This window comes from Niveibacterium microcysteis (assembly GCF_017161445.1).
GTDB lineage: Bacteria > Pseudomonadota > Gammaproteobacteria > Burkholderiales > Rhodocyclaceae > Niveibacterium > Niveibacterium microcysteis.
The window spans coordinates 243,791-267,174 of the sequence record NZ_CP071060.1 but is presented as its reverse complement, the minus strand read 5'-3'; the positions used below and the strand labels follow the sequence as shown (position 1 = coordinate 267,174).

Annotated in this window: 23 protein-coding genes; 11 read left to right on the top strand and 12 right to left on the bottom strand. The window is 64.6% G+C overall.

From position 1 onward, the window contains the following. From JY500_RS01230 to metF, 3 genes are read left to right on the top strand one after another with little or no spacing between them, the layout of a single operon-like run. Nucleotides 1-576, top strand: coding sequence for a hypothetical protein (locus JY500_RS01230; protein WP_172201660.1), 576 nt, complete (start codon nucleotides 1-3; stop codon nucleotides 574-576). Between the two features lie 8 nt (nucleotides 577-584). Then, nucleotides 585-1,448, top strand: coding sequence for a TlyA family RNA methyltransferase (locus tag JY500_RS01225; RefSeq protein WP_206254788.1), 864 nt, complete (start codon nucleotides 585-587; stop codon nucleotides 1,446-1,448). Beyond that, nucleotides 1,448-2,284 carry a methylenetetrahydrofolate reductase [NAD(P)H] gene (gene metF, locus JY500_RS01220; protein ID WP_206254787.1) on the top strand — a complete coding sequence of 279 codons (837 nt, stop codon included), beginning with the start codon at nucleotides 1,448-1,450 and terminating at the stop codon, nucleotides 2,282-2,284. Before JY500_RS01225 ends, metF begins: the two co-directional genes overlap by 1 nt. A 59-nt stretch (nucleotides 2,285-2,343) precedes the next feature. Here metF and JY500_RS01215 read toward each other — a convergent pair whose 3' ends face one another. The 7 genes from JY500_RS01215 to JY500_RS01185 all read right to left on the bottom strand — a co-directional run bounded on the left by JY500_RS01215 (nucleotide 2,344) and on the right by JY500_RS01185 (nucleotide 9,794). Continuing rightward, nucleotides 2,344-2,922, bottom strand: coding sequence for a DUF924 family protein (locus JY500_RS01215; protein WP_246479736.1), 579 nt, complete (start codon nucleotides 2,920-2,922; stop codon nucleotides 2,344-2,346). After that, the gene (locus tag JY500_RS01210) at nucleotides 2,915-3,406 is read right to left on the bottom strand and encodes a GFA family protein (protein WP_206254785.1); all 492 of its coding nucleotides are present in this window, start codon (nucleotides 3,404-3,406) and stop codon (nucleotides 2,915-2,917) included. The genes JY500_RS01215 and JY500_RS01210 overlap by 8 nt, the downstream gene beginning before the upstream one ends. A 62-nt stretch (nucleotides 3,407-3,468) precedes the next feature. Next, a complete protein-coding gene (locus tag JY500_RS01205) occupies nucleotides 3,469-4,497 on the bottom strand; it encodes an extracellular solute-binding protein (protein WP_172201665.1) in 1,029 nt (342 codons plus the stop codon). A gap of 10 nt (nucleotides 4,498-4,507) precedes the next feature. Then, complete coding sequence (locus tag JY500_RS01200; protein WP_206254784.1) at nucleotides 4,508-7,054, bottom strand: DNA topoisomerase III; 2,547 nt, start codon at nucleotides 7,052-7,054, stop codon at nucleotides 4,508-4,510. A gap of 102 nt (nucleotides 7,055-7,156) precedes the next feature. Continuing rightward, nucleotides 7,157-7,645, bottom strand: coding sequence for a Smg family protein (locus tag JY500_RS01195; protein WP_172201667.1), 489 nt, complete (start codon nucleotides 7,643-7,645; stop codon nucleotides 7,157-7,159). A 14-nt stretch (nucleotides 7,646-7,659) separates the two neighbouring features. Next, entirely contained in the window at nucleotides 7,660-8,766 is a 1,107-nt protein-coding gene (gene dprA / locus JY500_RS01190) for a DNA-processing protein DprA (RefSeq protein WP_425493188.1), read from the bottom strand. Then, nucleotides 8,763-9,794, bottom strand: a complete 1,032-nt coding sequence (locus tag JY500_RS01185; RefSeq protein ID WP_206254783.1) for a LysM peptidoglycan-binding domain-containing protein — start codon at nucleotides 9,792-9,794, stop codon at nucleotides 8,763-8,765. The genes dprA and JY500_RS01185 overlap by 4 nt, the downstream gene beginning before the upstream one ends. A gap of 130 nt (nucleotides 9,795-9,924) precedes the next feature. Between JY500_RS01185 and def the strand changes: the two genes are divergently transcribed. The 8 genes from def to JY500_RS01145 all read left to right on the top strand — a co-directional run bounded on the left by def (nucleotide 9,925) and on the right by JY500_RS01145 (nucleotide 18,195). Continuing rightward, the gene (def, locus tag JY500_RS01180; protein WP_206254782.1) at nucleotides 9,925-10,428 is read left to right on the top strand and encodes a peptide deformylase; all 504 of its coding nucleotides are present in this window, start codon (nucleotides 9,925-9,927) and stop codon (nucleotides 10,426-10,428) included. 60 nt (nucleotides 10,429-10,488) lie between these two features. Beyond that, the gene (gene fmt, locus JY500_RS01175; RefSeq protein WP_206254781.1) at nucleotides 10,489-11,424 is read left to right on the top strand and encodes a methionyl-tRNA formyltransferase; all 936 of its coding nucleotides are present in this window, start codon (nucleotides 10,489-10,491) and stop codon (nucleotides 11,422-11,424) included. 57 nt (nucleotides 11,425-11,481) lie between these two features. Beyond that, entirely contained in the window at nucleotides 11,482-12,330 is an 849-nt protein-coding gene (htpX, locus tag JY500_RS01170) for a zinc metalloprotease HtpX (protein ID WP_206254780.1), read from the top strand. Continuing rightward, on the top strand, nucleotides 12,327-12,761 hold the full coding sequence (locus JY500_RS01165) for a DUF3293 domain-containing protein (RefSeq protein WP_206254779.1): 435 nt from the start codon (nucleotides 12,327-12,329) through the stop codon (nucleotides 12,759-12,761). Before htpX ends, JY500_RS01165 begins: the two co-directional genes overlap by 4 nt. A gap of 206 nt (nucleotides 12,762-12,967) precedes the next feature. After that, nucleotides 12,968-14,236, top strand: a complete 1,269-nt coding sequence (gene rsmB, locus JY500_RS01160) for a 16S rRNA (cytosine(967)-C(5))-methyltransferase RsmB (protein ID WP_246479735.1) — start codon at nucleotides 12,968-12,970, stop codon at nucleotides 14,234-14,236. After that, nucleotides 14,196-14,816, top strand: a complete 621-nt coding sequence (locus JY500_RS01155) for a DUF4390 domain-containing protein (protein WP_172201674.1) — start codon at nucleotides 14,196-14,198, stop codon at nucleotides 14,814-14,816. The genes rsmB and JY500_RS01155 overlap by 41 nt, the downstream gene beginning before the upstream one ends. Beyond that, nucleotides 14,813-16,936 (top strand): sensor histidine kinase, encoded by a 2,124-nt coding sequence (locus JY500_RS01150; RefSeq protein ID WP_206254777.1) that lies wholly within the window; start codon nucleotides 14,813-14,815, stop codon nucleotides 16,934-16,936. Before JY500_RS01155 ends, JY500_RS01150 begins: the two co-directional genes overlap by 4 nt. A 14-nt stretch (nucleotides 16,937-16,950) precedes the next feature. Further along, a complete protein-coding gene (locus JY500_RS01145; protein ID WP_206254776.1) occupies nucleotides 16,951-18,195 on the top strand; it encodes a sigma-54-dependent transcriptional regulator in 1,245 nt (414 codons plus the stop codon). Between the two features lie 66 nt (nucleotides 18,196-18,261). Here the strand turns inward: JY500_RS01145 and JY500_RS01140 are convergent, their stop codons facing one another. The 5 genes from JY500_RS01140 to JY500_RS01120 all read right to left on the bottom strand — a co-directional run bounded on the left by JY500_RS01140 (nucleotide 18,262) and on the right by JY500_RS01120 (nucleotide 23,056). After that, the gene (locus tag JY500_RS01140; protein ID WP_206254775.1) at nucleotides 18,262-18,999 is read right to left on the bottom strand and encodes an ABC transporter ATP-binding protein; all 738 of its coding nucleotides are present in this window, start codon (nucleotides 18,997-18,999) and stop codon (nucleotides 18,262-18,264) included. Beyond that, nucleotides 18,989-19,762, bottom strand: a complete 774-nt coding sequence (locus JY500_RS01135) for an ABC transporter ATP-binding protein (RefSeq protein ID WP_206254774.1) — start codon at nucleotides 19,760-19,762, stop codon at nucleotides 18,989-18,991. Before JY500_RS01135 ends, JY500_RS01140 begins: the two co-directional genes overlap by 11 nt. Continuing rightward, entirely contained in the window at nucleotides 19,759-20,859 is a 1,101-nt protein-coding gene (locus tag JY500_RS01130) for an ABC transporter permease subunit (RefSeq protein WP_206254773.1), read from the bottom strand. The genes JY500_RS01135 and JY500_RS01130 overlap by 4 nt, the downstream gene beginning before the upstream one ends. Before the next feature lie 15 nt (nucleotides 20,860-20,874). Beyond that, entirely contained in the window at nucleotides 20,875-21,807 is a 933-nt protein-coding gene (locus tag JY500_RS01125) for a branched-chain amino acid ABC transporter permease (protein ID WP_172201682.1), read from the bottom strand. A 133-nt stretch (nucleotides 21,808-21,940) separates the two neighbouring features. Continuing rightward, a complete protein-coding gene (locus JY500_RS01120; RefSeq protein ID WP_172201684.1) occupies nucleotides 21,941-23,056 on the bottom strand; it encodes a branched-chain amino acid ABC transporter substrate-binding protein in 1,116 nt (371 codons plus the stop codon). Nucleotides 23,057-23,384: the final 328 nt, after the last annotated feature.

Genomic DNA, 23,384 nt, shown 5'->3' with positions numbered 1-23,384 from the left:
ATGCGCACCCGCGTCGCGCTTGGCTGCGCCCTCCTGCTGCTCGCCGCCTGTGGTGGCGAGCAGTGGGTGCGGCTATCGCCCGAAGAGCAACAGAAGCTCGCCACGCCCGGCATTCGCATCAACGCGATCGCGGAACAGGCGACGCCGGTGATTGCGGATCTGCTCGCCGCGACCGAAGCGGAAGTGCTGATCAACGGCCGCCCGCTGAGCGAGGCGGAACTGGCGATGGCACAGACGCTCGGCATCGCCGCGCCGCAGAAAATCCGCATCGAAGTTCGCCGCCGCTTTCCGATGCCGGAGGATCCGCGCATGGCCAATGCGGCGCGTGAGCTGGGCCTGATCTTCGGCACCGATGACGAAGCCGGTCGCACACAGGGTTACGCGATTCTGCTCAAGCCAGAGTTCGCCAACTCGCGACGGCTGATCTCGCACGAGCTCGTCCATGTCGCGCAGTACGAACGGCTCGGTGGCATTGCACCGTATGCGCGGCAGTATCTGGTCGAGATGCTGGCGCTTGGCTACAGCCGCGCGCCGCTCGAACAGGAAGCCTACGCGCGGCAGATCACCACGCCGTAGTCCGACCGATGTCGATGAACTCCTTCCACGCGCGCAACAGCAAGCCGCGCGCCACGCAAAGCAAACGCAGCGTCACCGCGCATGCCGGCACCCGCGTAGACCAGTTGTTGGTCGAGCGCGGCCTCGCTGCATCGCGCACCGCGGCGCAGCGGCTGATTGCGGCGGGCCGAGTGAGCTGGCAGTCGCCGCAAGGGACGCAGCAGGTTGGAAAACCGGCCGACTACCTGCCCGACAGTGCCGAGCTGCAGGTCGCCGAGGATGCCGAGGACCGCTTCGTGTCGCGCGGCGGCCACAAGCTGGCGGGCGCGCTGGCGCAAAGCGGCGTCGCAGTCGCCGGGCGCTGCTGCCTAGACCTGGGCCAGAGCACCGGCGGGTTCAGCGACTGCCTGCTGCAGGCGGGCGCGGCGAAAGTGGTTGGCGTCGAGGTCGGGCACGGCCAGTTGCATGCGCGCCTTGCGGACGACACACGCGTCGTCACGCTGGAAGGCCTCAATGCCCGTTCGCTGAGCACCAGCGATCTGGGCGAACACTTTCCACAAGGCGGCTTCGACCTGGTCACCGGCGATTTGAGTTTCATCTCGCTGACCCTGGTTCTGCCCGCCGCTGCCGCACTGATGCACCCGCAAGCCGACCTGCTGATGCTGGTGAAGCCGCAATTCGAAGTGGGCCCAAAAGGCCTCGCGAAAGGCGGCATCGTGCGCGACACGGCGCTTTACCCGGAAGTCGAAGCCAAGATCCGTGCGGCCTGCGCCGACTGCGGCCTCACCGTGCAAGGTTGGTGCGACTCGCCGATCACCGGCGGCGACGGCAACCGCGAATTTTTCGTCCATGCGCGCCGCGCAGCGGACGCCCCCGAATCAGCAGGTCAGTGATGACAGACAAACCCACATTCAGCATCGAATTCTTCCCGCCTGCGACGCCCGAAGGCGTCGAGAAGCTGCGCCTCGCGCGCGCCCAACTGGCGCAACTCAACCCGGCGTTCTTCTCGGTCACCTACGGGGCCGGCGGCTCTACGCGCGACCGCACGCTGGAGATCGTGCGCGAGATCCAGGCCGAAGGCCTACACGCGGCGCCGCACCTCTCGTGCATCGGCGCAACCAAGGACAGCATCCGCGACCACCTGGCGGAGTTCCGCGCGATGGGCGTGACCCGCATCGTCGCACTGCGTGGCGACCTGCCCTCCGGCATGGCTGACCCGGGCGAGTTCCGCTACGCCAACGAGCTGGTTGCCTTCATTCGCGCCGAAACGGGTGACGCCTTCCATATCGAGGTGGCCGGCTATCCGGAATTCCACCCGCAGGCGCGCAGCGCCACCGCCGACCTCGACGCCTTCGCAACCAAGGTGCGCGCCGGCGCCAACTCCGCAATCACGCAGTACTTCTACAACGCCGACGCCTACTTCCAGTTCGTCGACGAAGCGTGGGCCCGTGGTGTGGAGATCCCGATCGTGCCAGGCATCATGCCGATCGCCTCGTTCAGCAAGCTGGCACGCTTCTCCGACGCCTGCGGCGCCGAGATCCCACAATGGATGCGCCGCCGCTTCGAGGCACTGGGCGACGACACCGCAAGCGTGAAGGCGCTGGGGCTGGATATCGTGACCGAGCTGTGCGAGCGTCTGCTCGAAGGCGGCGCACCGGGCCTGCACTTCTACACGCTGAACCAGGCTGGCCTGACCAGCACGATCTGGCAACGCCTCGGGCTCGCCTGAAACAACCGCGCCAGGGCCGCCCGCTGGGGCTGCGCCTGGCGCCATAGGCCCCTGCCCGCTCAGAAGCGGGAGCCGGGCTCGGTGAGGAAGCGCTGCTCTTCGGCTGTCGACGCGCGCCCCAGCACCGCATTGCGATGCGGGAAGCGACCGAACCGCTCAATCACATCGCGGTGGCGGCGCGCATAGTCGAGGTAAGGTGCGCCATCCGGCCACGACGACGCGAGCGCTTCGAACAAGCGCACCGATTGCGCCTGCGCGTGTGCATCCTCGGCATGTTCAAACGGCAGGTAGGCAAACACGCGCTGCACAGCGCTCAAGCGCTGGTCGTCGCCGCGCGCGACCAATGCGCTGGCGGCGGAGAGCGCCGACGCATCGCCCGCAAAAGCGCGCGGCGTGTCGCGGAAGACGTTACGGGTGAATTGGTCGAGCAGCAGGATCCGCGCCAACCCGCCCGCTGGCACGGCATCCCATTCGCTCAGGTCGCCGGCGAGCGCACGCTCGATCCACCCGCCAAACTGGTCAGCGATGCTGCGATCGAAGGCATCGGATTTGCGGAACCACTCAGCGCGCGGCGAACCGAAGCCGATGGCTCCGGGCGGCAGGAACCAGAAATCGAGTATCGGCTGCCAGTCAGTCACGTGGCGCATCCGCCTCGCGAACAGTGGCCAGACCCGGCTCAGCCTCGCCGTAGGCCTGCCGCCAGCGCGTCGTCAGGGCGTCGTAGTCGCTCGCCTTCTGCTCGGGCAGACCATCCGGTACATGCCAGGCCGCGACGCGCGTCTCCACCGCGAAGTGGCTGGCGGGAGGCACGCGCGCCGGGTCGTCGAGGCTCCCAACGGAGAGATCCATGCGCGGCGAATCGATGAAGTGAAAACTGAGCGGGGTGCCGCATTCGGCGCAGAAAGCGCGCTCGGCGATACGCGAGGAACGGTAGCGTTTGGGCACCACACCAAGCCAGCTCACATCACTGACCGCCACATTCACCCACGGCGCAAAGACGCTGCCAAAGGCGAGCTGGCACATTCGGCAATGGCAGTAATAGCCCTCTGGCTTCTCGATCCGGACACGGTAACGCACCGCGCCGCACAAACAACCACCTTCCAGCTCCACCGCTTCGCTCATCACAGCCCCCTCGCAGCACGCAGCCGGAACACTTCTGGCTCCGCGACGAGCCAGACGGCTGGTCAGCGTGCCTTGTCGTAGCCCGACATCAAACGTTCCCAGTAGAGCGTACGTCGCGCGTAGTCCTCCACAGGCTCCAGCCAGATCAGCTTGGCCTCCTGGCGGGACGTATCGCTGCCGGAGGTCAATGTGCTGGCGAGCCCTTGTCGCACCGGCAGCTGCCCACTGACAGCAGGGGTCAGCGTGTAGTTGATCCACGCCTCGGCAAGGTTGCGGTCGCGCGCGCCACGCATCACCGCCCAGCAATCCAGCCAGGCAAGCGCCCCTTCACGCGGGATCACATAGCCAATGTCGGCGCCGGCCTTCTCGAGCATCTGCACCTGTTGGTCGCCATAGTTGGCGTAGACCAGCGCGATGTCCTTGCTGCGGAACAGCTCCACGACTTCTTCGGGCTTGCTGTAGAAGCCCTGCACGTTGTCGCGCAAGTCCCGCAAGCGCGCCACCGCCTGCGAAAACTGCGGTTGCGAGAGCCGGAAGGGATCGCTGAATCCCAAGGCCAGTGCAGCGAGGCTGAAGTTGTGGCTGCTGCCGTTGTAGGCCAGCACTTTGCCGCGGTACTTCGGATCCCACAGCGCAGTGATCGATACCGGTTGTTTGGTAACGAGCTTGCGGTTGTAGATCAGCCCCATCGCCGAGTAGGTGTAGGGAATCGCGTAGGCCTCGCCCTTGCGCGTAAGGCCCGGGATATTGGCGAGGTTGCGGAAGCGCGCAGTCTGATTGTGGGTGTTCGGGATATTGCGCAGCCGCAACGGCAGCACCAGACCGTTGTCGATATAACGTTGCAGCTCTGCGGTATTGGCGGCGATCACGTCGAACGGCGTACCGTCCTTGCCGCTGTTCGCACGCTCCCACATCTCGTCGTCGGAACCGACATAGGTGACGTCGACGCTGACGTTGAAACGCTGCTCGAAGGCCTGCACCAAGTCACGATCGGCATAGCCGGGCCAGGTCAGCAGGCGCAGGGTCTCGCCCGCGCCCGCCGGCGACGCCAGCAGCAGAACCGACAGGAGGCTGATCAGGCGCCGCAACATACGGAATTGGCTACGCGGTCTTGCGGCGTGTGCGCGGTGCTGGCTTCTCGGCCGGGGCAGCAGCCTCGTCAGCACCCGCCTTCTTGCGGGCTGGCGCCTTGGGCGCCTTCTTCTCGAACTCGAAACCGACCTTGCCGTCGTCACCACGCACAAGGAATGCCGAGAACTTGCGACGCGTACGCGACGAGACGAAGTTCTTCAGCAGATCCGTACGCCCATCTGTCAGCAACTTCTTCATCTGCGTCGGCTCGATCTCCTGCTGCAAGATCACCTTGCCGGAGCGGAAATCGCATGATTTGCCCGGGCCGACCGATTTCTCGCAGACATAAGAGAGGCCATGGTCGTAGACGTTCGCGCGGCACTTCGGACAAGCCCCGAGCGCCTCCTGGCCCGAGAAATCGACCGGCTCGGCGAGTTCGTCGTCCTTAGGCTGCCCAAAGTCGAACTCAGGCTGCTTCTCGTCGTTGAGCTTGATGATCGCGTTGAACGGCCGACCCATCTTGTTGCGGAAGCCCACCAGCGGCCCCACCTGGCCCTCGGTCAGCAGCGTCTCGATTTCACGCGGTTCGAACTGGCGCCCCGCAACGATCTTCCACAGCGAGTATTCGCAGTCGCTGCACTGGAATTTCTTGTAGGTCTCGCGAATCAAGCCGCTGCACTTCGGGCAAGGCGACTTCAGGATGCCGAAGTCGCCGGGAATCGTGTCGCTATCGTAGGTTTTCGCGCGCTCGACGATGTGCTTGGTCATCTCGGCGATTTCGCGCATGAAATCGGCGCGCGAGAGTTCGCCACGTTCGATCCGGCCCAGCTTGTATTCCCACTCGCCGGTCAGTTCGGGCGAGGTCAGTTCCTCAACCGACAACCCCTTCAGCAGCGTGATCAGCGAAAACGCCTTGGCGGTCGGGATCAGCTCACGGCCCTCGCGCAGCATGTACTGCTCGGCGATCAGGTTTTCGATGATCTGCGCCCGCGTGGCAGGCGTTCCGAGGCCGCGGCCGCCCATCGCTTCGCGCAACTCTTCATCATCCACGAGCTTTCCTGCGCCTTCCATGGCGGACAGCAGCGTCGCTTCGTTGTAGCGTGCCGGCGGCTTCGTGACGTTGGGCTTCACCAGCACATCGTCAGTGCGCACCACCTCACCCGGCTTGACCGGCGCGAGGGCGGGCGTGGCATCGTCCTTGTCCTCGGCGCTCGCGGCTTCCTTACCCCAGATCGCGAGCCAACCCGCGTTGACCAGCACCTTGCCCTCGGTCTTGAAGGCTTCGCCCTCGACGCGGGTGATGCGCGTCGTCACCAAGTATTCGGCGGCCGGGTAGAACACCGACAGGAAACGCTTGACCACCAGGTCGTAAATCTTCGCCTCGGCCTCGGACAGGCTCTTCGGCACCGTCCCGGTCGGGATGATCGCGAAGTGGTCCGAGATCTTGGCGTTGTTGAAGATGCGCTTGTTCGGCTTGACCCAACCTTGCTTGACGATCTGGTTGGCGTAAGGCGCGTAGCGATCCGGCAGCCCAGCCAGCACACCACCGACGGTCGGCAGATAGTCTTCCGGCAGCGCGCGTGAATCGGTTCGCGGATAGGTCAAGGCCTTGTGCTTCTCGTACAGGGCCTGCGCGAGCTGCAATGTGGTGCGGGCAGAGAAGCCAAAGCGGCCGTTTGCCTCGCGCTGAAGACTGGTGAGGTCAAACAACAGCGGAGAGAGCTGGGTCGACGGCTTGCTCTCTTCCTCAACTTTGCCCGGCTTACCGTCGCACTTGGCGCGGATCGCCTCAGCGCGAGCCTTGTCCCACAGCCGGCTGGCGGTCGCGTGTTCGTCGTTCTCGTCCTTCTTGAACTTCTCGTCGAACCAACGGCCGACATAGCCGCCCGCGGCGGCACCAAACTGACCTTCAAGCTCCCAGTAGTCGCGCGACACAAACTTGCGGATGCGTTCCTCGCGCTCGATCACCAGCGCCAGCGTCGGCGTTTGCACACGGCCGACGGTCGTCAGGTGGAAGCCGCCACTCTTCGAGTTGAAGGCCGTCATCGCACGCGTGCCGTTGATGCCGATCAGCCAGTCGCTCTCGGCGCGGCTCATCGCCGCATCGGCGAGGCCAGAGAGCTCCTTCGCCGGGCGCAGACGGGCAAAACCCTCGCGGATTGCGGCAGGCGTCATCGACTGCAGCCACAGGCGCTGAACCGGTTTGTCGGTCTTTGCGTGCTGCGCGATGTAGTTGAAGATCAGTTCGCCTTCACGGCCCGCGTCACAGGCATTCACCAGCCCGGTCACGTCCTTGCGCTTGATCAGCTTGGTCAGCAACTTCAGTCGGTCGGCCGTCTTCTCGATCGGATTCAGCGCGAAATGCGGCGGAATCATCGGCAGGTGCGCAAAGCTCCACTTGCCCCGCTTGACCTCGTATTCCTCCGGCACTGCCAGTTCCAGCAAGTGGCCGATGGCGGACGACAGCACGTACTGCTCCGACTCGAAGTAGTCGCCTTCACGGGTAAATCCCCCAAGCACCCGGGAGATGTCCTGCGCCACGGAGGGCTTTTCGGCAATGATCAGTAGCTTGCTCATGTTGGGTCGATTACGGCAGCGGCCGTTGCACCTTAAGGGTGCGAACGTCCAGCAAGAATGGGTGGGCGCCGCGCGCGCAGCCGCGCAACGGCGATCGGTGTCTCAGTGCAGCAGCTCTGCGGCCGGGCTCTCGTCGCCCCATGCCGGCCCCTCGGCGCTGGACAGCAGTTCTTCCATGATCAGTGCATCGACGTTGTCCTGCTGTTGCCACAGCACCATCAGCACAATCACTTTCAGCTTCGCCAGGCTCAGGTCGGCGCCCGGAAGGGCCATCGCACGCTCGATGATGCGCTCACGGCCCAAGGGGTCAAGCACGCCCGAGTGCTCCAGGAAGGTAATGAAACCACGGCATTCGGTATCGAGCCGGGCCAACTCCGGACCACTGTAGATCCGGCTCGATCGGTTATCGCGATCGATTTTCGGTGAGTCGCTGCCGGCAACCCGCTGCAGGCCGGACAACCATTCCAGCGCCGAATCGATGTCTTCCGGCTCGAAGCCCGCCGCGCTGAGCTTGCGCGCGAGCAACTCCGGCTCGGGGCAGGCCTCAGGGTAGCCATAGCTTTCAAACACATAAACAAGGATATCGATCATCGCGCAGCCAAGGGTCATTGCAGGCGCTGGAAGCGTCCGCCGGGCAGTCGTGCGACCCGGCCAGCGAGTTCCAGCTCCAACAGAATGGCGAAGAGGGCATCGGGCGTCAACTTGCTGCGAGTGCACAAGGTGTCCGGATCGACCGGATCGAAACCCAGCGCGTCGAGAACCTGCGCCTCTGCTCCGACCGTGCCGCCTTCTTGGGCGGCAGTATTCGGGGCGGCCAGCGCTGGCGCCACGCCCTCCTGCCAACGCAATTCGTCGAGCACATCCTGCGCCGATTCCACCAGTTTCGCGCCCTGCTTGATCAGATGGTGACAGCCTTTTGACAGCGGCGAATGGATGGAGCCAGGAATCGCAAACACCTCACGCCCGAGTTCGCCGGCAAGCCTTGCGGTAATCAGCGAGCCGCTCGCAGGCGCAGCCTCGACGACCAGCACACCTTGTGCGAGCCCGGCGATCAGACGATTGCGCCTTGGAAAATTGTGCGCCACCGACGGGGTCCCCAGCGGGAACTCGCTGACGATGGCGCCGGCCTCGGCAATCCGGTGCGCCAGCGGCGCATTGCGCGCCGGGTATATCCGGTCGGCCCCGGTGCCAATAAAGGCCACCGTGCTGCCGGCCCCGTCCAGTGCCCCGCGATGTGCCGCAGCGTCGATACCCAAAGCAAGTCCGCTGACAATGGTCAAGCCAGCTTCGGATAGTGCGCGCGAAAACGCCTCCGCATTCGAAATACCCTGGGCCGTCGCACTTCGGCTGCCGACAACCGCAAGCGCGCGCCGGCCAAGCAGGGCCACCTGCCCTTTGACGTAGAGCAGCAGAGGCGGATCAACGGCCTGCAGTAATGCCGCAGGGTACTGCGCGTCAGCCAGCGTGAGCAGCGTGTTGCCTGGCTGCGACGCCCATGCAAGCGCGGCATCGACGGCTGCGGCGTTGTCTGTATCAAAAAGGCGTGCGGCAAGCGCTTCGCCGACGACACCCGCCACCGCACGCCGCCCCGAAGCGAAAACGGCCTCCGGAAGTCCGAAGGCCGCAAGAAGGGCGCGCTGCTTCTCCGGCCCGACACCTGGTATCAGCGTCAGGCGGAGCCATGCCGCCAGGTCGGCGGTGTCGTCGATCAAGGCTGACGGACGGCGTCAGCCACCTTGACCGGACCGCCACTTTCAACCACCAGCGCATACGCCACGCGATCGAATACACGGAACACAAAAAGCGCGCCGTAGCGTTCTTCAGGCAGTGCGATCGTCTCGTTCTTGCCGTCCATGTCGTACTTGGCATCGCCACGGGTGCGGTAGATCGCCAACACATGGCCCGGCTCCAGACCTGCGGCGCGCCCAGCCGAGATCGTCACGATGCTGTACTTGCCGGTGTACTGGATGCCGTCGTGCACCTTGACGATTCGCGCCTCAACCTTACGATCCGGCGCATGCGGCACGTAGGACATGATTTCTTGCTTTCCGGCCGGAAGCATCCGGTCGCCGGCATTGACCTCACGCTGAACGGAGGTAACTTCCAGCGTAGCCGGAGATCCGTCTTGCACCACGCGTGCAGAGCCGAGATAGGCGGCTTCGTAACCGAGCAATTCGTTGGTAACCGGGTCCTTCAAGGGTTGCGCGCGGCGGTAGATCTGCCAATCGCTGACGCCCGCGGTGACATTGCGAGCGAAGATCGTGTCGCCCGGCCCGTTGAGCAGACGGTTGTCGTCGGACGCAACGATCGTGGCGCTGCCGGCCAAGTCGTTTTCCGACACGAAGAGTGGGCGCGACAGGAAGGGTTCGATCCGGTGCAGCGGTACGCTTGCGATCGGGCTGAGGTCTTCGGCGCGAACCTGCGGCTTCAACTTAACGGTGCCACCATCACCCGACGGTGGCGTGGTCGTCAGATACGGGCCACTGCGATCCAGGTAGATTGTCTGGCCAGGATAGATCCAGTGCGGGTTCTTGATCTGTTCGCGGTTAAGGCGCCAGACTTGCGGCCACAGCCACGGGTGCTTGAGGAATTTGCCTGAGATATCCCACAGCGTGTCGCCCTTGACGACGGTGTAGGAGTCGGGGGCGTTGTCCGCCAGTTTGACGGTATCTGCCACCGCCGAAGCCGAAGCGACGGACAGTCCCAGAGCCAGGGCCAGCGCGGATATAATGCGGAACATGAATCTGCCTCGGTGTTGTTGAGCCATTATCGGGCGGACGCCCTGGCGGCCTGTTATCGGTGCTTTAGCACACGGGCATCGAGATTTCACTTCAGATTCTGCACATAGTCACTTCATCCAGCAAGCATTTATGGCGCTACTGCCCATCCTTCACTATCCCGATCCGCGCCTTCATACGAAGGCTTCGCCGGTGACCGAAGTCACCGACGAGTTGCGCACACTTATTCGCGACATGGCTGAAACCATGTACGAGGCGCCGGGCGTCGGGCTCGCGGCGACCCAGGTCAACGTCCACAAGCGCATCGTGGTGATTGACGTCTCCGAGGACAAAACCGGCCTGCGCGCCTATATCAACCCGGAGATCATTGCGCGCTCCGGCGAGCAGGTGTGCGAGGAAGGCTGCCTCTCGGTGCCCGGCATCTACGAGAAAGTGACCCGCGCCGAGCGTGTGAAGGTGCGGGCGCTCGACGAACAGGGCAAGCCCTTCGAGCTGGAAGCAGAAGGGCTATTGGCCGTGTGCATCCAACACGAAATCGATCATCTGGATGGCAAGGTTTTCGTTGAATACCTGTCGCCACTCAAGCTCAACCGTATCAAGTCGAAGCTCGCCAAGCGCTCGCGCATCACGGCCTGACCACACCGGGGTCGCGCGCCGCGCGGCCCGGTTCAACCAATCCATGCCTTCCGCCCCCAGATGAGAGTCGCTTTCGCCGGAACACCCGAATTCGCCGCCGAGGCACTGCGCGCAATCATCGCTGCGGGCTTTGAAGTGCCCTTGGTGCTTACACAGCCAGACCGCCCTGCCGGCCGTGGCATGCAGTTGATGCCCAGCCCGGTCAAACAAGTGGCGCTCGCCCACGGCATCCCCGTCGACCAGCCCGAAAAGCTGCGCACCGATGCACAGCAAGCCACGCTGCGCGCAGTCAATGCCGAAATCCTGGTAGTCGCCGCGTACGGCCTGATTCTGCCGCAAGCAGTGCTGGATCTTCCACGCCACGGCTGCGTGAACATCCACGCTTCACTCCTGCCGCGCTGGCGTGGCGCCGCGCCGATCCATCGGGCAATCGAGGCGGGTGACAGCGAGACCGGCATCACGATCATGCAGATGGACGCCGGACTCGACACAGGGGACATGCTGCTCAAGCGCGCAATCCCGATCGCACCCGACGACACGACAGCCAGCCTGCACGACAAGCTCGCCGTTTTGGGGGGCGAGATGATCGTGGACGCGCTGCACCGGATCGCGCTGTGCGAATTGGCGCCTGCGCCGCAACCGGCGGAAGGCGTCACCTACGCCAGCAAGATCGCAAAAACCGAAGCTGCGCTGGATTTCCGCGAGCCCGCCGAGGTCCTTGCGCGACGTCTGCGCGCTTTCGACCCGTTCCCCGGCGGCGTCGCCTCAATAGATGGCCAGCCGATCAAACTCTGGCGGGCCGTCGCGGAAGCGGGTGCGGGCGAACCGGGCATGATTCTTGGGGCAGACGGCCATGGTGTGCGCGTCGCTTGCGGCAGCGGCGTCCTGCGCCTGACGGAGCTGCAGAAGCCGGGCAGCAAACGCCTGGCGGCAGCGGATTTTCTGCGGGGCTTGCCCTTACAAGCCGGCCAGCGTTTCGCGCTTCCCGACGCTTGATTTGCGGGCGCATAGCGCCCATATCGAAACGGACACGCCTTCGCACAAGGAGCCCCGATGTTCGGAAACTGGCTGAAAACCTCGATCCTGATGGCCGGGATCATCGCGCTGTTCGGCGTCGTCGGCGCGGCGATCGGCGGCAAGGGCGGCATGATCCTGGCGCTGCTGCTCGGCGGCGGCATGAACCTGTTCTCGTACTGGTTCTCGGACAAGATGGTGCTGCGCATGTACAACGCGCAGGAGGTCGACGCGGCGACCTCGCCCTACCTCTACAACATGGTGGAGGGGCTCGCGCGCAACGCGGGGCTGCCGATGCCGCGCGTCTACATCATCAACGAACAGCAGCCCAACGCCTTCGCCACCGGCCGCAACCCCGACAACGCTGCGGTGGCCGCAACCACAGGCATCCTGCAGATGCTGACCGAGCGGGAACTGCGCGGCGTGATGGCACATGAACTCGCGCATGTGAAGCACCGCGACATCCTGATTTCGACGATCTCCGCCACCCTCGCCGGTGCGATCTCGGCGCTCGCCAACTTCGCAATGTTCTTCGGCGGCCGCGATGAAGAAGGGCGCCCGGCCAATCCGCTGGTCGGCATCCTTGTCGCGATTCTCGCCCCACTCGCTGCCAGCCTGATCCAGATGGCGATTTCACGTGCACGCGAGTACGAAGCCGACCGCGGCGGCGCCGAGATCAGCGGCGACCCCGGCGCACTCGCCGATGCCCTGCATAAGATCGACTACTACGCTCGCGGCATTCCGATGCCCTCGGCCGAAGCGCACCCCGAGACCGGACAAATGATGATCATGAATCCGCTTTCGGGCGGCGGCCTCGCCGGTATGTTCTCCACGCACCCGCCCACCGAAGAGCGAATCCGCCGCCTGCGGGCAATGCGCGGCAGATGATCGACGCAGCAGCGAGCGCGCTTCCGGCGGACCTGATCCAGGCCTACCGGGCGGCGCATTACCGGGTGCTCACGGCCCCTCCGCTGCTGCTTCGGATCGACCGGCCAGATCCGGCGCTAGCCAATTTGTTGTCGGCTCACGGCGCCAACCGGGCCGTGCTGCTTACGGCGAGCAACCCTGCCAGCGCCCTGTTATCCGACAACGACAACGCACAACGGCACACCCGCCTGCTCGATGCGCTCGCGCAGCGGAAACTGCTGGCGCTTCCCGCACGCAACGAATCACCGAAGGGCGATTGGCCCAACGAAGCGAGCGTGCTTATCTTGCATGCCGATATTGAGCTGGGGACTGAGCTGGCCATGGCGTTCGGCCAGAACGCCTTCGTCGCGATTGCATGCGACGCAACGCCAAGGCTGGTGCTGCTACGCTGAGACGGCAGCGCGGGCAGCTTGCGCCGCCGGCGGCAAACAGGTAAACCTCAGTTCCAACTTCTGACCGGGCCGGCGACGGCCCCCTTCCCATGTCCAGTTTCCGCCCCCGCCCTGCCGGCCGCGCAAGTGTGCGTTCCGACTCGCCCCGCACGCCGCAGCGCAGCGCCCCTCGCCCGCCGGCACTACCGCCGATGCCACCGGACTCGATGGCCCGCGCGATGTGGGTGGCGGCGGAGGCCGTCGCACGGGTGCGCGACGGCTATGCGCTGAACGACGGCCTGGCCAGCTTGTGGGCGGCCCACCCCGATCTTCCGCCCAGCACACGCGGTGCGGCACAGGATCTGATCTACGGCACGCTGCGCGACTTCGGCCGCGGCGACGCCATGCTCGCCCGCCTGCTCCGGCAACCATTGACGGAGCCGACCATCGACGCGCTGCTGCGAGTCGCCCTGCACCGCCTCGAAGTCCGTCCGGAGACGGCGCACACGGTGGTCGATCAGGCAGTCGAGGTGGCAGCCCGCGTCGCCCGCGGCGGCCTCAAGAGCCTCGTCAATGCGGTGTTACGTAACGCGCTGCGGCAGCGCGATACGCTCGCCACCGCGCTCGCGCGCACCCCGGAATCGCATTGGCGGCATCCGGCATGGTGGATCGATCGCATCAAACGCAACCAGCCGCAAACCTGGGAAGCCGTTCTTGGCGCGGCGAACACGCACCCGCCGATGACACTACGGATCAACCCACGCCGCACAACGCCGGACGCAATGGCCGCCGAACTGGTCGCCGCCGGCCACACCGGGCGCTGGCTCGGCCCCTACGCCTGGCGCCTGGATCGTCCGGCGCCTGTGGCATCGCTGCCAGGCTATGCAGATGGCCGCCTCTCGGTCCAGGATTGGGGCGCGCAGCAAGCGGCCGCAATGCTGGATGTGCGCGACGGCATGCGGGTACTCGACGCCTGCGCCGCGCCGGGCGGCAAAGCCGCACACATGATCGAACTGCATGACTGCCGCCTGCTGGCGTTGGACGCAGACCCTCGCCGCGCGCAACGCATCGCCGCCAACCTGGAACGCCTTGGTCTGAGCGCCGACGTGCGGTGCGGTGACGCTCGCTCACCGCGCGAATGGTGGGATGGGCAAGGTTTTGACCGCATCCTCGCCGATGTACCGTGCTCCGCCTCAGGCGTCGCGCGCCGCCATCCGGACATCAAGTGGTTGCGTAGAGCCGACGATATTGGCAATTTTGCAACAGTTCAGCGCGAGATTCTCGAAGCGCTCTGGCCGCTACTCAGTCCGGGCGGCAAAATGCTATACGTGACGTGCTCGTTGTTCCCGGAGGAAAACAGTCTTCAGGTTGCCCGCTTTGCGGCGCGGCATTCAGACTGTCAGCGCGTCCCGCTCGACGCAGCGCTCGAGCGAACGCTGCTGCCCGATGCGGACCATGACGGTTTCTTCTTTGCCTTGCTCGAAAAACAGGCCTGACTTCCTAGCGCTACTGCGCCAGCTGCTGATCGGCTGCACGCTGCTGCTCGGCCTCACGGCACTGCCGGCGGCGGCGCAGAGCACGGCCGCGATCCGCTATGCGGAGCTCCTGCCGACCGACGACCAGTACGTCCTGAACGCCGACGTCTCGGTCGAACTCAATCCGCGCCTCGAAGAGATCGTGCTGCGTGGCATTGCGCTGCATTTCGTTGCCGAGTTCATCCTCACCCGCGGCCGCTGGTACTGGCTCGACGAGACGATCGTCGAGCGTCGCATCGCCTTCCGCCTGACCTACCACGCACTGACGCAGAAGTACCGGCTTGCGACCGGGTCGCTGGGGCAGAACTTCGACACGCTCGAAGAAGCGCTGCGCACGATGACCCGGCTGCGCAACTGGGCCATCGTCGATCGCAGCCGGCTGCGCGGCGGCGAGTCCTACAACGCCGCGCTGCGCTTCCGGCTCGACACCGACCAGCTGCCCAAGCCCTTCCAGGTCACCGCGATCGGTTCTCGCGATTGGACGCTGGAGACCGACTGGTCGCGCTGGACTTTCCTCGCATCGGCGGCTGAGCGCCGATGAGGGCAGTCATTGCGGCGGTGTCCGCGCTGGCCGGCATCATGCTGTTCTTGCTGGCTGCCGCGAGTTCCAAGTCCTCCGCCCTGATCCGCAACTACCCACTGCTGCTGGGTCTCAACGGCACGGTTGCCGCGGTGCTGCTGGGGCTGGTCGGCTTCCAGATGCGCACGCTGTGGGTGCAGTACCGCGAACATCAGTTCGGCTCGCGCCTGAAGCTCAAGCTGCTGGGCCTGTTCGCGCTGATGGCGCTGGTGCCGGGTCTGGTGATCTACGGTGTCTCGCTGCAGTTCGCCACGCGTTCGATTGAATCCTGGTTCGATGTGAAGGTGGATGCCGCGCTCGACTCCGGCATCCAGCTCGGACGCAACGCCCTCGACTACCTGCTCGACCAGCTCGCCGGCCGCGCGCGAGATACCGCCGACACGCTGGCCGAATCGCTCGGCGATACCGGCACCGCGGTATCAGCCGCCCGCCTTGATCGCCTGCGGGATGAAGCCGGGGCCGACGTCGCCGCGCTGCTTGCCGGCAACGGCAAGGTCATCGTGTCGAGCGTTGGCAGCGGCACCACGCTGGCGCTGGAAACACACTCGAGCGCCTCGCTCCGCCTCGCGCGCGGCGCACGCGGCCTGCGCACCGTGGAGGGCGAAGGCAGCGGCGAGCTGTGGCTGCGCGTGATCGTGCCGATTCCGGCTCGCAACCTGGCCGCGAATATCGAGTTCCTGCAGATGTCCAAGCGTGTGCCGCCGCAGATCGTGCGCACCATGGAGAACATCCAGAACGGCAGTCGTGACTACCAGGAGCTGCTGCTCGGCCGCGAGGGCCTGATGCGGATCTACAGCCTCACGCTGACGCTGACGCTGCTGCTTGCGCTGTTCGCTGCGCTGGCGGCGGCGTTCGAGATTGCACGCTCGCTCTCCGCCCCCCTGTCCATCCTCGCCGAGGGTACGCAGGCGGTTGCGGCGGGCGACTTCTCGCCGCGCCAGGCACTGCCCGGTCGCGACGAACTGGGTGTGCTGACACAGAACTTCAATCGCATGACGCGCCAGCTGCAGGACGCTCGCGCGCAGGCGGAGCGCAACCGCGCGGAGGTCGAAGCCGCACGGGTGTACCTTGAAAGCGTGCTCGGCAACCTTTCGGCCGGTGTGCTGGCCTTCTCCGACAACGGGCGTCTGCGCGCAGCCAACCGCGGCGCAATGCTGATTCTCGGCGACGATCTGGCCGGCTTCGAGAGCCTCACGCTCGATGCCTGGCCACGGCATCAGGCCTTTCGCGACGTGGTAATCGCGGAGTTCGACAAACACGACGACGACTGGACACGCGAAGTCGAGCTCACCCGCGACGACGGCCGCAACCAGACCCTGCTGCTGCGCGGCTCGCGCCTGCCGCCCGGCAGCGCCGGTGGCTACGTGGTGGTGTTCGACGATGTGACCGAGCTGATTTCCGCCCAGCGCAATGCCGCATGGGCTGAAGTGGCGCGCCGGCTCGCGCACGAGATCAAGAATCCGCTCACGCCGATCCAGCTCTCGGCCGAACGCCTGCAGCACAAGCTGGCGTCCAAGCTCGATCCGGATTCCCAGGCGATGCTCGCGCGCGCCACGCAGACCATCGTCAACCAGGTCGAGGCGATGAAGAACATGGTCAACGACTTCCGCGACTACGCGCGGATGCCGCCATCCAACCTCGCGCCGCTCGACCTGAACGCGCTGATCGGCGAAGTGCTCGGCCTGTACGAGAGCTCACGCGTAAAAATCGAACTGGAGCTCGCGCCCGAGCTGCCGCGCGTGCTCGGCGACGCCACACAGCTGCGGCAGGTGATCCACAACCTGCTGACCAATGCCGAGGACGCCCTGAGCGACGAGGCCAACCCGACCGTCACGCTCGCCACACGTCGCGACAATCGCCGTGTCGAATTCATGGTGCGCGACAACGGCCCGGGCTTTCCGCCCGCCATGCTCGCGCGCGCCTTCGAGCCCTACGTCACCAGCAAGGCGCGTGGCTCAGGGCTAGGTCTGGCGATCGTCAAGAAGATCACGGACGAACACCACGGCGAAATTTCGATCCTCAATCTGGAACCCCACGGCGCGGAAATCCGTCTCCGACTTCCGCTTGCTCCAACCGTCTGATACCGTTGCATGCTATGGCAAAGATTCTGGTGGTCGACGACGAAGTCGGCATCCGCGAACTGCTCTCCGAAATCCTCTCGGACGAAGGCTACGATGTAGTGCTCGCCGAGAACGCTACGGCGGCACGCAATGCGCGGCTCGCCGCGCGCCCGGACGTGGTATTGCTCGATATCTGGATGCCGGATACCGATGGCGTCACGCTGCTCAAGGAGTGGTCGGCAAACGATCTGCTGACGATGCCCGTGATCATGATGTCCGGACACGGCACCATCGACACGGCTGTCGAAGCGGTGCGCCTCGGCGCAATGGATTTCCTCGAGAAGCCGATTGCACTGCAGAAGCTGCTCGCAGCGGTGCGGCGTGGCCTGCAGCGGCAACCGGCGGTGCGCCCGCGTGCGGCGCTTTCGCTGGCGTCCTTCCCTCGCTCGGGTCCGCTCAAGGAGTTGCGGCGCCGACTCGAACAGATCGCGGAAAAATCCCGTGTTCTGACCTTGCGCGTCAGCGGCGGCAGCATCGTCGAACTGTGCGCGCGCTGCCTGCAGACGGGCGGTGCACCGTGGTTCGATCTGGCAGCGTTGACGCAGCCGATTGATCTATCGGCGCTCGAAAACGCGCGCGGCGGTGTGCTGTTCGTGGAAGACCTCGCAAACCTCTCGCGCGCGCAGCAAAAGAACCTCAGCTTCGCACTGGAGCGCCTCGAGAAGTACGACCTGCGTGCGGTATTCGGCTGCAGCCGGAGCACCGAAGAACTCGCGAACGACGGCTGGGATCCGCTGACACTCAAGCGCCTGTTTGAGGTCACGCTTGCCCCTCCCTCACTGACCGAACTGAAGGACGAAGTACCGGAGATGGCCAATCAGGCGCTGGTGCAGCTGTCGGAATCCGGCGAGGTGCCGCCGCGGCGCTTCGCGACAGCCGCATTGAACGTGCTGCGCAACAAGGCCTGGCCCGGCGGCTTCAACGAGCTGCGCGCTGCAGTGCGTTCGCTCGCCCTAGGCACACTGGAAGACGAGATTGGCGCCGAAGATGTGCAGCGCCTGCTCGGCCGTACGCCAAGCGCCGCTGCGTCGGCCCTGCCACTCGATCTGCCGCTGCGTGAGGCGCGCGAGAGCTTCGAGCGGATGTACTTCGAATACCACCTGCAGCTTGAGAGCGGCAACATCACCCGACTGGCTGAAAAGACGGGGCTGGAGCGCACGCACCTGTACCGCAAGCTCAAACAGCTAGGCATCCCGCTCGGTCGCCGCAACGACGGCTGAATCTCCCGAGACTCAAAAAAAGAAGCCGCCCGAGGGCGGCTTCTTGCTTTCAAGGGCGCGCTTCGATCAGGCCGCTTCGCCGAGGTAGGCGGAACGCACCTTCGGGTCGTGCAGCAGATCCTGCCCGCTACCCGACAAGGTGATCTTGCCGCTTTCCATCACATAGGCGCGGTTCGAAAAGCCCAGCGCGAGGTTGGCGTTCTGCTCCACCAACAAGACCGTGACGCCCTGCTTCATAACGGTGTGAATCACCTCGAAGATCTTCTCGACGATCAGCGGCGCGAGGCCCATCGACGGTTCGTCCAGCAGCAACAGCTTCGGGCGTGACAACAGCGCACGGCCGATCGCGACCATCTGCTGCTCACCGCCGGAAAGGGTGCCGGCCACCTGCGGCAACCGTTCCTTCACGCGCGGCAGCATTTCGTACACCCGCTGCAGGTCGGCCTCGATCTCGGCCTTGTCGCTGCGGGTGTAGGCGCCCATGCGCAGGTTCTCTTCGACCGTGAGGCGGGTAAAGATGCCACGCCCTTCCGGCACCAGCGCGATACCGGCGCGCAAGCGCTTGTGTGCGGGCATGCCGGCGATCGCGCTACCGGCATAGCTCAAGTCTCCACCGGACAATTGCAGGGTGCCGGCGATCGCGTTGAGGGTCGTTGTCTTGCCGGCTCCGTTGGCCCCGATCAGGGAAACCAGCTCACCCGAGAACAGTTCAAGATCGATACCCTTGACGGCCTGGATCTGGCCGTACGCGATCCGCGCGTCGCGCAGCTGCAGCAGCGGTGCAGCCGGATTGTCATGCGGCATGGTGTGCGCCTCCCAGATAAGCCTCGATCACCGCGGGGTTGCGCTGCACTTCAGCGGGTACGTCCTCAGCGATCTTCTTGCCGAAGTCGAGCACCGCGACACGATCGCAGAGGCCCATCACCAACTTCACATCGTGTTCGATCAACAGCACCGTTGTGCCGTCGCCGCGGATAGTTTCTATCAGGTTGCGCAGTTGCGCGGTTTCGGTCGCGTTCATGCCGGCAGCCGGTTCGTCGAGCGCCAGCAAGCGCGGTTCGGTTGCAAGGCCGCGCGCAATTTCAAGCCGACGCTGATCGCCATACGAGAGATTGCGCGAGAGCGTACGTGCATGCTTTTCGATGCCCACGTACTTGAGCAGTTCGTACGCGCGCTCGGTCGTCAGCTTTTCCTCCTCGCGTGTATGCCGCGTCTGAAGCAACACACCGAGCAGGCCGGTCTTGGTGCGGATGTGATGGCCCGCCATCACGTTCTCGAGCGCGGTCATCTCGCGGAACAGGCGGATATTCTGGAAGGTCCGCGCGATGCCGCGATTGACGATGCGATCCGGCTTGCCGAGAGGCAGTTCGGAGCCGTTGAAGACGAACTCGCCTTCCTCGGGTGTATAGGCGCCAGTCAGCACGTTGAAGAAGGTCGTCTTGCCGGCGCCGTTCGGGCCGATCAGGCCGTACACCTCACCCTTGTTGATCGTGAGCGAGACCTCGGTGAGCGCCTTCAGGCCACCGAAGCGTTTGCTCACGGCGCGAGCTTCGAGCAGGGTGATCATTGCGCAATCTCCTTGTCGCCGAGCAGATCGGCCTTGGAGTAGCGCGACTGGGCGGGCACGAGGCCCGCAGGCTTGAGCAGCATCATCAGGATCATGGCAAGCGAGAGCAGCAGCATGCGCAGCACTTCAGGATCGAGGAAGACCTTGCCGAAGATCGCCATCTGCACCGGCAAGGCGATGTAACGCAGCACTTCCGGCAGGAAGGAGAGCGCCAGCGCGCCAACGATGACGCCGGCAAGGTTGCCCATGCCACCGAACACGATCATCGTCAGGATCGCGATCGACTCCATCAGCGTGAAGCTCTCGGGACTGACGAAGCCCTGAAACGCGCCGAACAGGCCACCGGACACGCCACCAAAGGTCGCGCCCATCGCAAAGGCCAGCAGCTTGAGGTTGCGCGTGTTGATGCCGATCGCCTTAGCGGCGAGTTCGTCATCGCGGATCGCAGCCCACGCACGCCCGATTCGCGAAACCTGAATGCGTTTGACCAGGATCACCGCGAGCACGACGAAGGCGAGGAACACGTAGTAGTAGAGGAACAGCGACTTGATCTGGAAGCCTTCGGTGATCTGCAGGCCGCGGTTCAGGTCGAGCCCGAACAAGGACATGCCGTCGATCTGATCGATGCCTTGCGGGCCGTTGGTGATGTTGACCGGGTGCGTCAGGTTGTTCATGAAGATCCGGACGATCTCGCCGAAACCCAAGGTCACGATCGCGAGATAGTCGCCGCGCAGCCTCAAGGTCGGGAAGCCCAAGGCGATGCCGGCGAGCGCGGCAAACCCGGCGCCGAGCGGCAACACGATCCAGAAGGGCAAATGCAGCCCGAAGTGGGGCGACGCGAGGAAAGCCCAGGTGTAGGCGCCGACGGCGTAGAACGCGATGTACCCCAAATCGAGTAGCCCCGCGAAGCCGACCACCAGGTTGAGGCCGATCGACAGCAGGATGTAGAGCATCGCGAAGTTCAGGATGCGCACCCAGGTATTGCCGAACATCGCGGCAACAACCGGTGAGACGAGCGCGATCACAACCAGCGCGACCAGCGCTGCCTTCGGGTTGCGCTTACCCAGAAACGGAATGGCTTGCGAAATATCGTTCATGTCTGCGTCCCCGCGTTACGCACGGTCGGCCACACGCTCGCCGAGCAGGCCAGTGGGGCGGAAGATCAGCACGATGCCGAGGATGATGAAGGCGAAGATGTCCTGGTAGCTGGAGTTGAGCCAGCCACCGCTCCATGTCTCGATGTAGCCCGCGCCGATCGCCTCGACCAGACCGAGCACGATGCCGCCGACCATGGCCCCGGCAAGGTTGCCGATGCCACCGAGCACCGCTGCCGTAAAGGCCTTGAGCCCCGGCATGAAGCCCATCGAATAGTGTGCGACGCCGTAGTTCGAGGCGATCATCACACCGGCCACTGCAGCCAGTGCCGAGCCGATGATGAAGGTCAGCGCGATGATGCCGTTGGTGTCCACCCCCATCAGGCTCGCGACGCGATGGTTCTCGGCGGTCGCGCGCATCGCGCGGCCCATGTTGGTGCGCGTCACCAGCAGCACGAGGCCGACCATCATCGCGGCCGAAAGGCCCACGGTGGTCATCTGCACCGGCGTCATGAACACGCCGGTCACGACCTCGATCGGCGCGGTCTGAATCAGTTGCGGGAAGCTGTGATAGTTGCGGCCCCAGATGATCATCGCGAGGGTCTGCAACAGAAACGAAACGCCGATCGCAGTGATCAGCGGCGCCAGACGCGGCGCATTGCGCAGACGTCGGTATGCGGTGCGTTCGATCGTGTAGCCGATCGCCATGCAGGCCGGCATCGCCACCATCAAGCCGAGCGCGAAATAGACGATCGGGCTGAGGCCCGGAATGGCCGCCTGAAAGAAAGTGATGGCCGTGTAAGCGACGAGGGCGCCGACCATCAAGACATCGCCGTGGGCGAAGTTGATCAGGCCAAGAATGCCGTACACCATCGTGTAGCCCAGCGCGACGACAGCATAGACGCTGCCGACCACAAGGCCGTTGATGATCTGTTGAAGCAGGGTTTGCATCACGGGAGGAATCCTCGCGGAAAAACACACGGCCCCGATCTGGAAAGGGCTGCGCACCGCAGGGCGCAGCCCCCTAACCCGTCGCTGGGTCAAGCCGCGTTAGTGCGCACCGGACGGTGCGCACCTCGGCACATCAGTTCTTCAGCGCCTTCCAGGCACCGTTTTCAAACTGATAGACGGTGACAGCACCGTTCTTGATGTCGCCCTTGTCGTCAAACGCGATCGTGCCGGTTACGCTCTTGAAGTTGCTGGCCTTCAGCGCCGGCAGGTACTTCGCCGGATCGGAAGAGTTTGCCTTCTTCATTGCCTCGATGATCGCGGCAGCAGCGTCGTACGCATACGGCGCGTAGATCTGAACATCGGCGCCGAACTTCTTCTTGAAGCGCTCCTTGAAGTCCTTGCCGCCCGGCATCTGCTCGAGCGGCAGGCCAGCCTGGGTGCAATAGTCGTTCGGGCCGATCGCATCGCCCGCCAGCTTGATGATCTCGCCGGTGCAACCGCCGTCGCCGGTGATCCACTTTGCGGTGATGCCCAGTTGCTTCAACTGCTTGAGCATCGGGCCGCCTTGCGCGTCCATGCCCGAGTAGACGATCACATCCGGGTTGGTGGCCTTGATCTTGGTGAGAATCGCCATGAAATCGGTGGCCTGGTTGTTCGTGAACTCACGTGCAACCACGGTGCCGCCGCCAGCCTTCACACCCTTGTCCACCTCGTCCGCGAGGCCCTGACCATAGGCCGTACGGTCATCGATGATGGCGACCTTCTTGCCCAGCTTTTGCGCCGAGTACTTGCCGATCACAGCGCCTTGCTGCACGTCGTTGGCGATGGTACGGAAGACGCCCTTGTAACCCTGTTGGGTCAGCTTCGGGTTGGTCGCCGACGGCGTGATGACCGGGATGCCAGCCTGATCATAGATACGCGAAGCCGGGATCGTGGTGCCCGAGTTCAGGTGGCCGACAACGCCCTTCACGCCGGCATCGACCAGGCGCTGCGCAACCGTGGTGCCCGTCTTCGGGTCGGCCGCATCGTCTTCACCGATGAGTTCGAACTTGACTGCCTTACCGCCGATCTTGATGCCCTTGGCGTTGTATTCCTCAACGGCCAGTTTGGCGCCGTTCTCATTGTCCTTGCCGAGGTGCGCGATGTTGCCGGTCAGCGGACCGACGTGGCCGATCTTGATGACTTCCTGGGCCTGGGCGGCGGAAATTCCGAGCCCCAATACGGCGAGGGCAATAACGGTCTTCTTCATGAGCTGTTCCTCCTGTTGAGAAAACGAACTGGTGCAAGGCTGATCGAAATGCGCACGCGCCGTCCGGCAAGCCGGTGCGGCCGCGTCGCGTTGAATAACGATACGAGCGGGGGTCAACGACGATCCACCCAAGCGGGCATCCGGATCGCCCAACGGCCGCGCCATGTTACCCAATGCGGCAAGGCGTCGGGCATTATGCCCCAGCGCGGGGCACCGAAAAGCGCGGAATGTACGTATCCGGACACCTGCACAGGCAGTGTCGCAAGGGGCGTGCCAGGCAAGGCGGGGCAGCAGGGAAAAGTGAGGCCGGTTTGAGCTGACCCGGGTT

Excerpts from the sequence above, each read along its gene's own strand:
- JY500_RS01205 (WP_172201665.1), bottom strand. The coding sequence starts at position 4,497 with ATGTTGCGGCGCCTGATCAGCCTCCTGTCGGTTCTGCTGCTGGCGTCG.
- fmt (WP_206254781.1), top strand. The coding sequence starts at position 10,489 with ATGAGAGTCGCTTTCGCCGGAACACCCGAATTCGCCGCCGAGGCACTG.
- JY500_RS01140 (WP_206254775.1), bottom strand. The coding sequence starts at position 18,999 with ATGCCGCATGACAATCCGGCTGCACCGCTGCTGCAGCTGCGCGACGCG.
- JY500_RS01135 (WP_206254774.1), bottom strand. The coding sequence starts at position 19,762 with ATGATCACCCTGCTCGAAGCTCGCGCCGTGAGCAAACGCTTCGGTGGC.
- rsmB (WP_246479735.1), top strand. The coding sequence starts at position 12,968 with ATGGCCCGCGCGATGTGGGTGGCGGCGGAGGCCGTCGCACGGGTGCGC.
- JY500_RS01185 (WP_206254783.1), bottom strand. The coding sequence starts at position 9,794 with ATGTTCCGCATTATATCCGCGCTGGCCCTGGCTCTGGGACTGTCCGTC.
- metF (WP_206254787.1), top strand. The coding sequence starts at position 1,448 with ATGACAGACAAACCCACATTCAGCATCGAATTCTTCCCGCCTGCGACG.
- JY500_RS01230 (WP_172201660.1), top strand. The coding sequence starts at position 1 with ATGCGCACCCGCGTCGCGCTTGGCTGCGCCCTCCTGCTGCTCGCCGCC.
- JY500_RS01210 (WP_206254785.1), bottom strand. The coding sequence starts at position 3,406 with ATGAGCGAAGCGGTGGAGCTGGAAGGTGGTTGTTTGTGCGGCGCGGTG.
- JY500_RS01120 (WP_172201684.1), bottom strand. The coding sequence starts at position 23,056 with ATGAAGAAGACCGTTATTGCCCTCGCCGTATTGGGGCTCGGAATTTCC.
- JY500_RS01130 (WP_206254773.1), bottom strand. The coding sequence starts at position 20,859 with ATGAACGATATTTCGCAAGCCATTCCGTTTCTGGGTAAGCGCAACCCG.
- JY500_RS01145 (WP_206254776.1), top strand. The coding sequence starts at position 16,951 with ATGGCAAAGATTCTGGTGGTCGACGACGAAGTCGGCATCCGCGAACTG.
- JY500_RS01125 (WP_172201682.1), bottom strand. The coding sequence starts at position 21,807 with ATGCAAACCCTGCTTCAACAGATCATCAACGGCCTTGTGGTCGGCAGC.
- JY500_RS01200 (WP_206254784.1), bottom strand. The coding sequence starts at position 7,054 with ATGAGCAAGCTACTGATCATTGCCGAAAAGCCCTCCGTGGCGCAGGAC.
- JY500_RS01155 (WP_172201674.1), top strand. The coding sequence starts at position 14,196 with ATGACGGTTTCTTCTTTGCCTTGCTCGAAAAACAGGCCTGACTTCCTA.
- def (WP_206254782.1), top strand. The coding sequence starts at position 9,925 with ATGGCGCTACTGCCCATCCTTCACTATCCCGATCCGCGCCTTCATACG.
- htpX (WP_206254780.1), top strand. The coding sequence starts at position 11,482 with ATGTTCGGAAACTGGCTGAAAACCTCGATCCTGATGGCCGGGATCATC.
- JY500_RS01195 (WP_172201667.1), bottom strand. The coding sequence starts at position 7,645 with ATGATCGATATCCTTGTTTATGTGTTTGAAAGCTATGGCTACCCTGAG.
- JY500_RS01165 (WP_206254779.1), top strand. The coding sequence starts at position 12,327 with ATGATCGACGCAGCAGCGAGCGCGCTTCCGGCGGACCTGATCCAGGCC.
- JY500_RS01150 (WP_206254777.1), top strand. The coding sequence starts at position 14,813 with ATGAGGGCAGTCATTGCGGCGGTGTCCGCGCTGGCCGGCATCATGCTG.
- JY500_RS01225 (WP_206254788.1), top strand. The coding sequence starts at position 585 with ATGTCGATGAACTCCTTCCACGCGCGCAACAGCAAGCCGCGCGCCACG.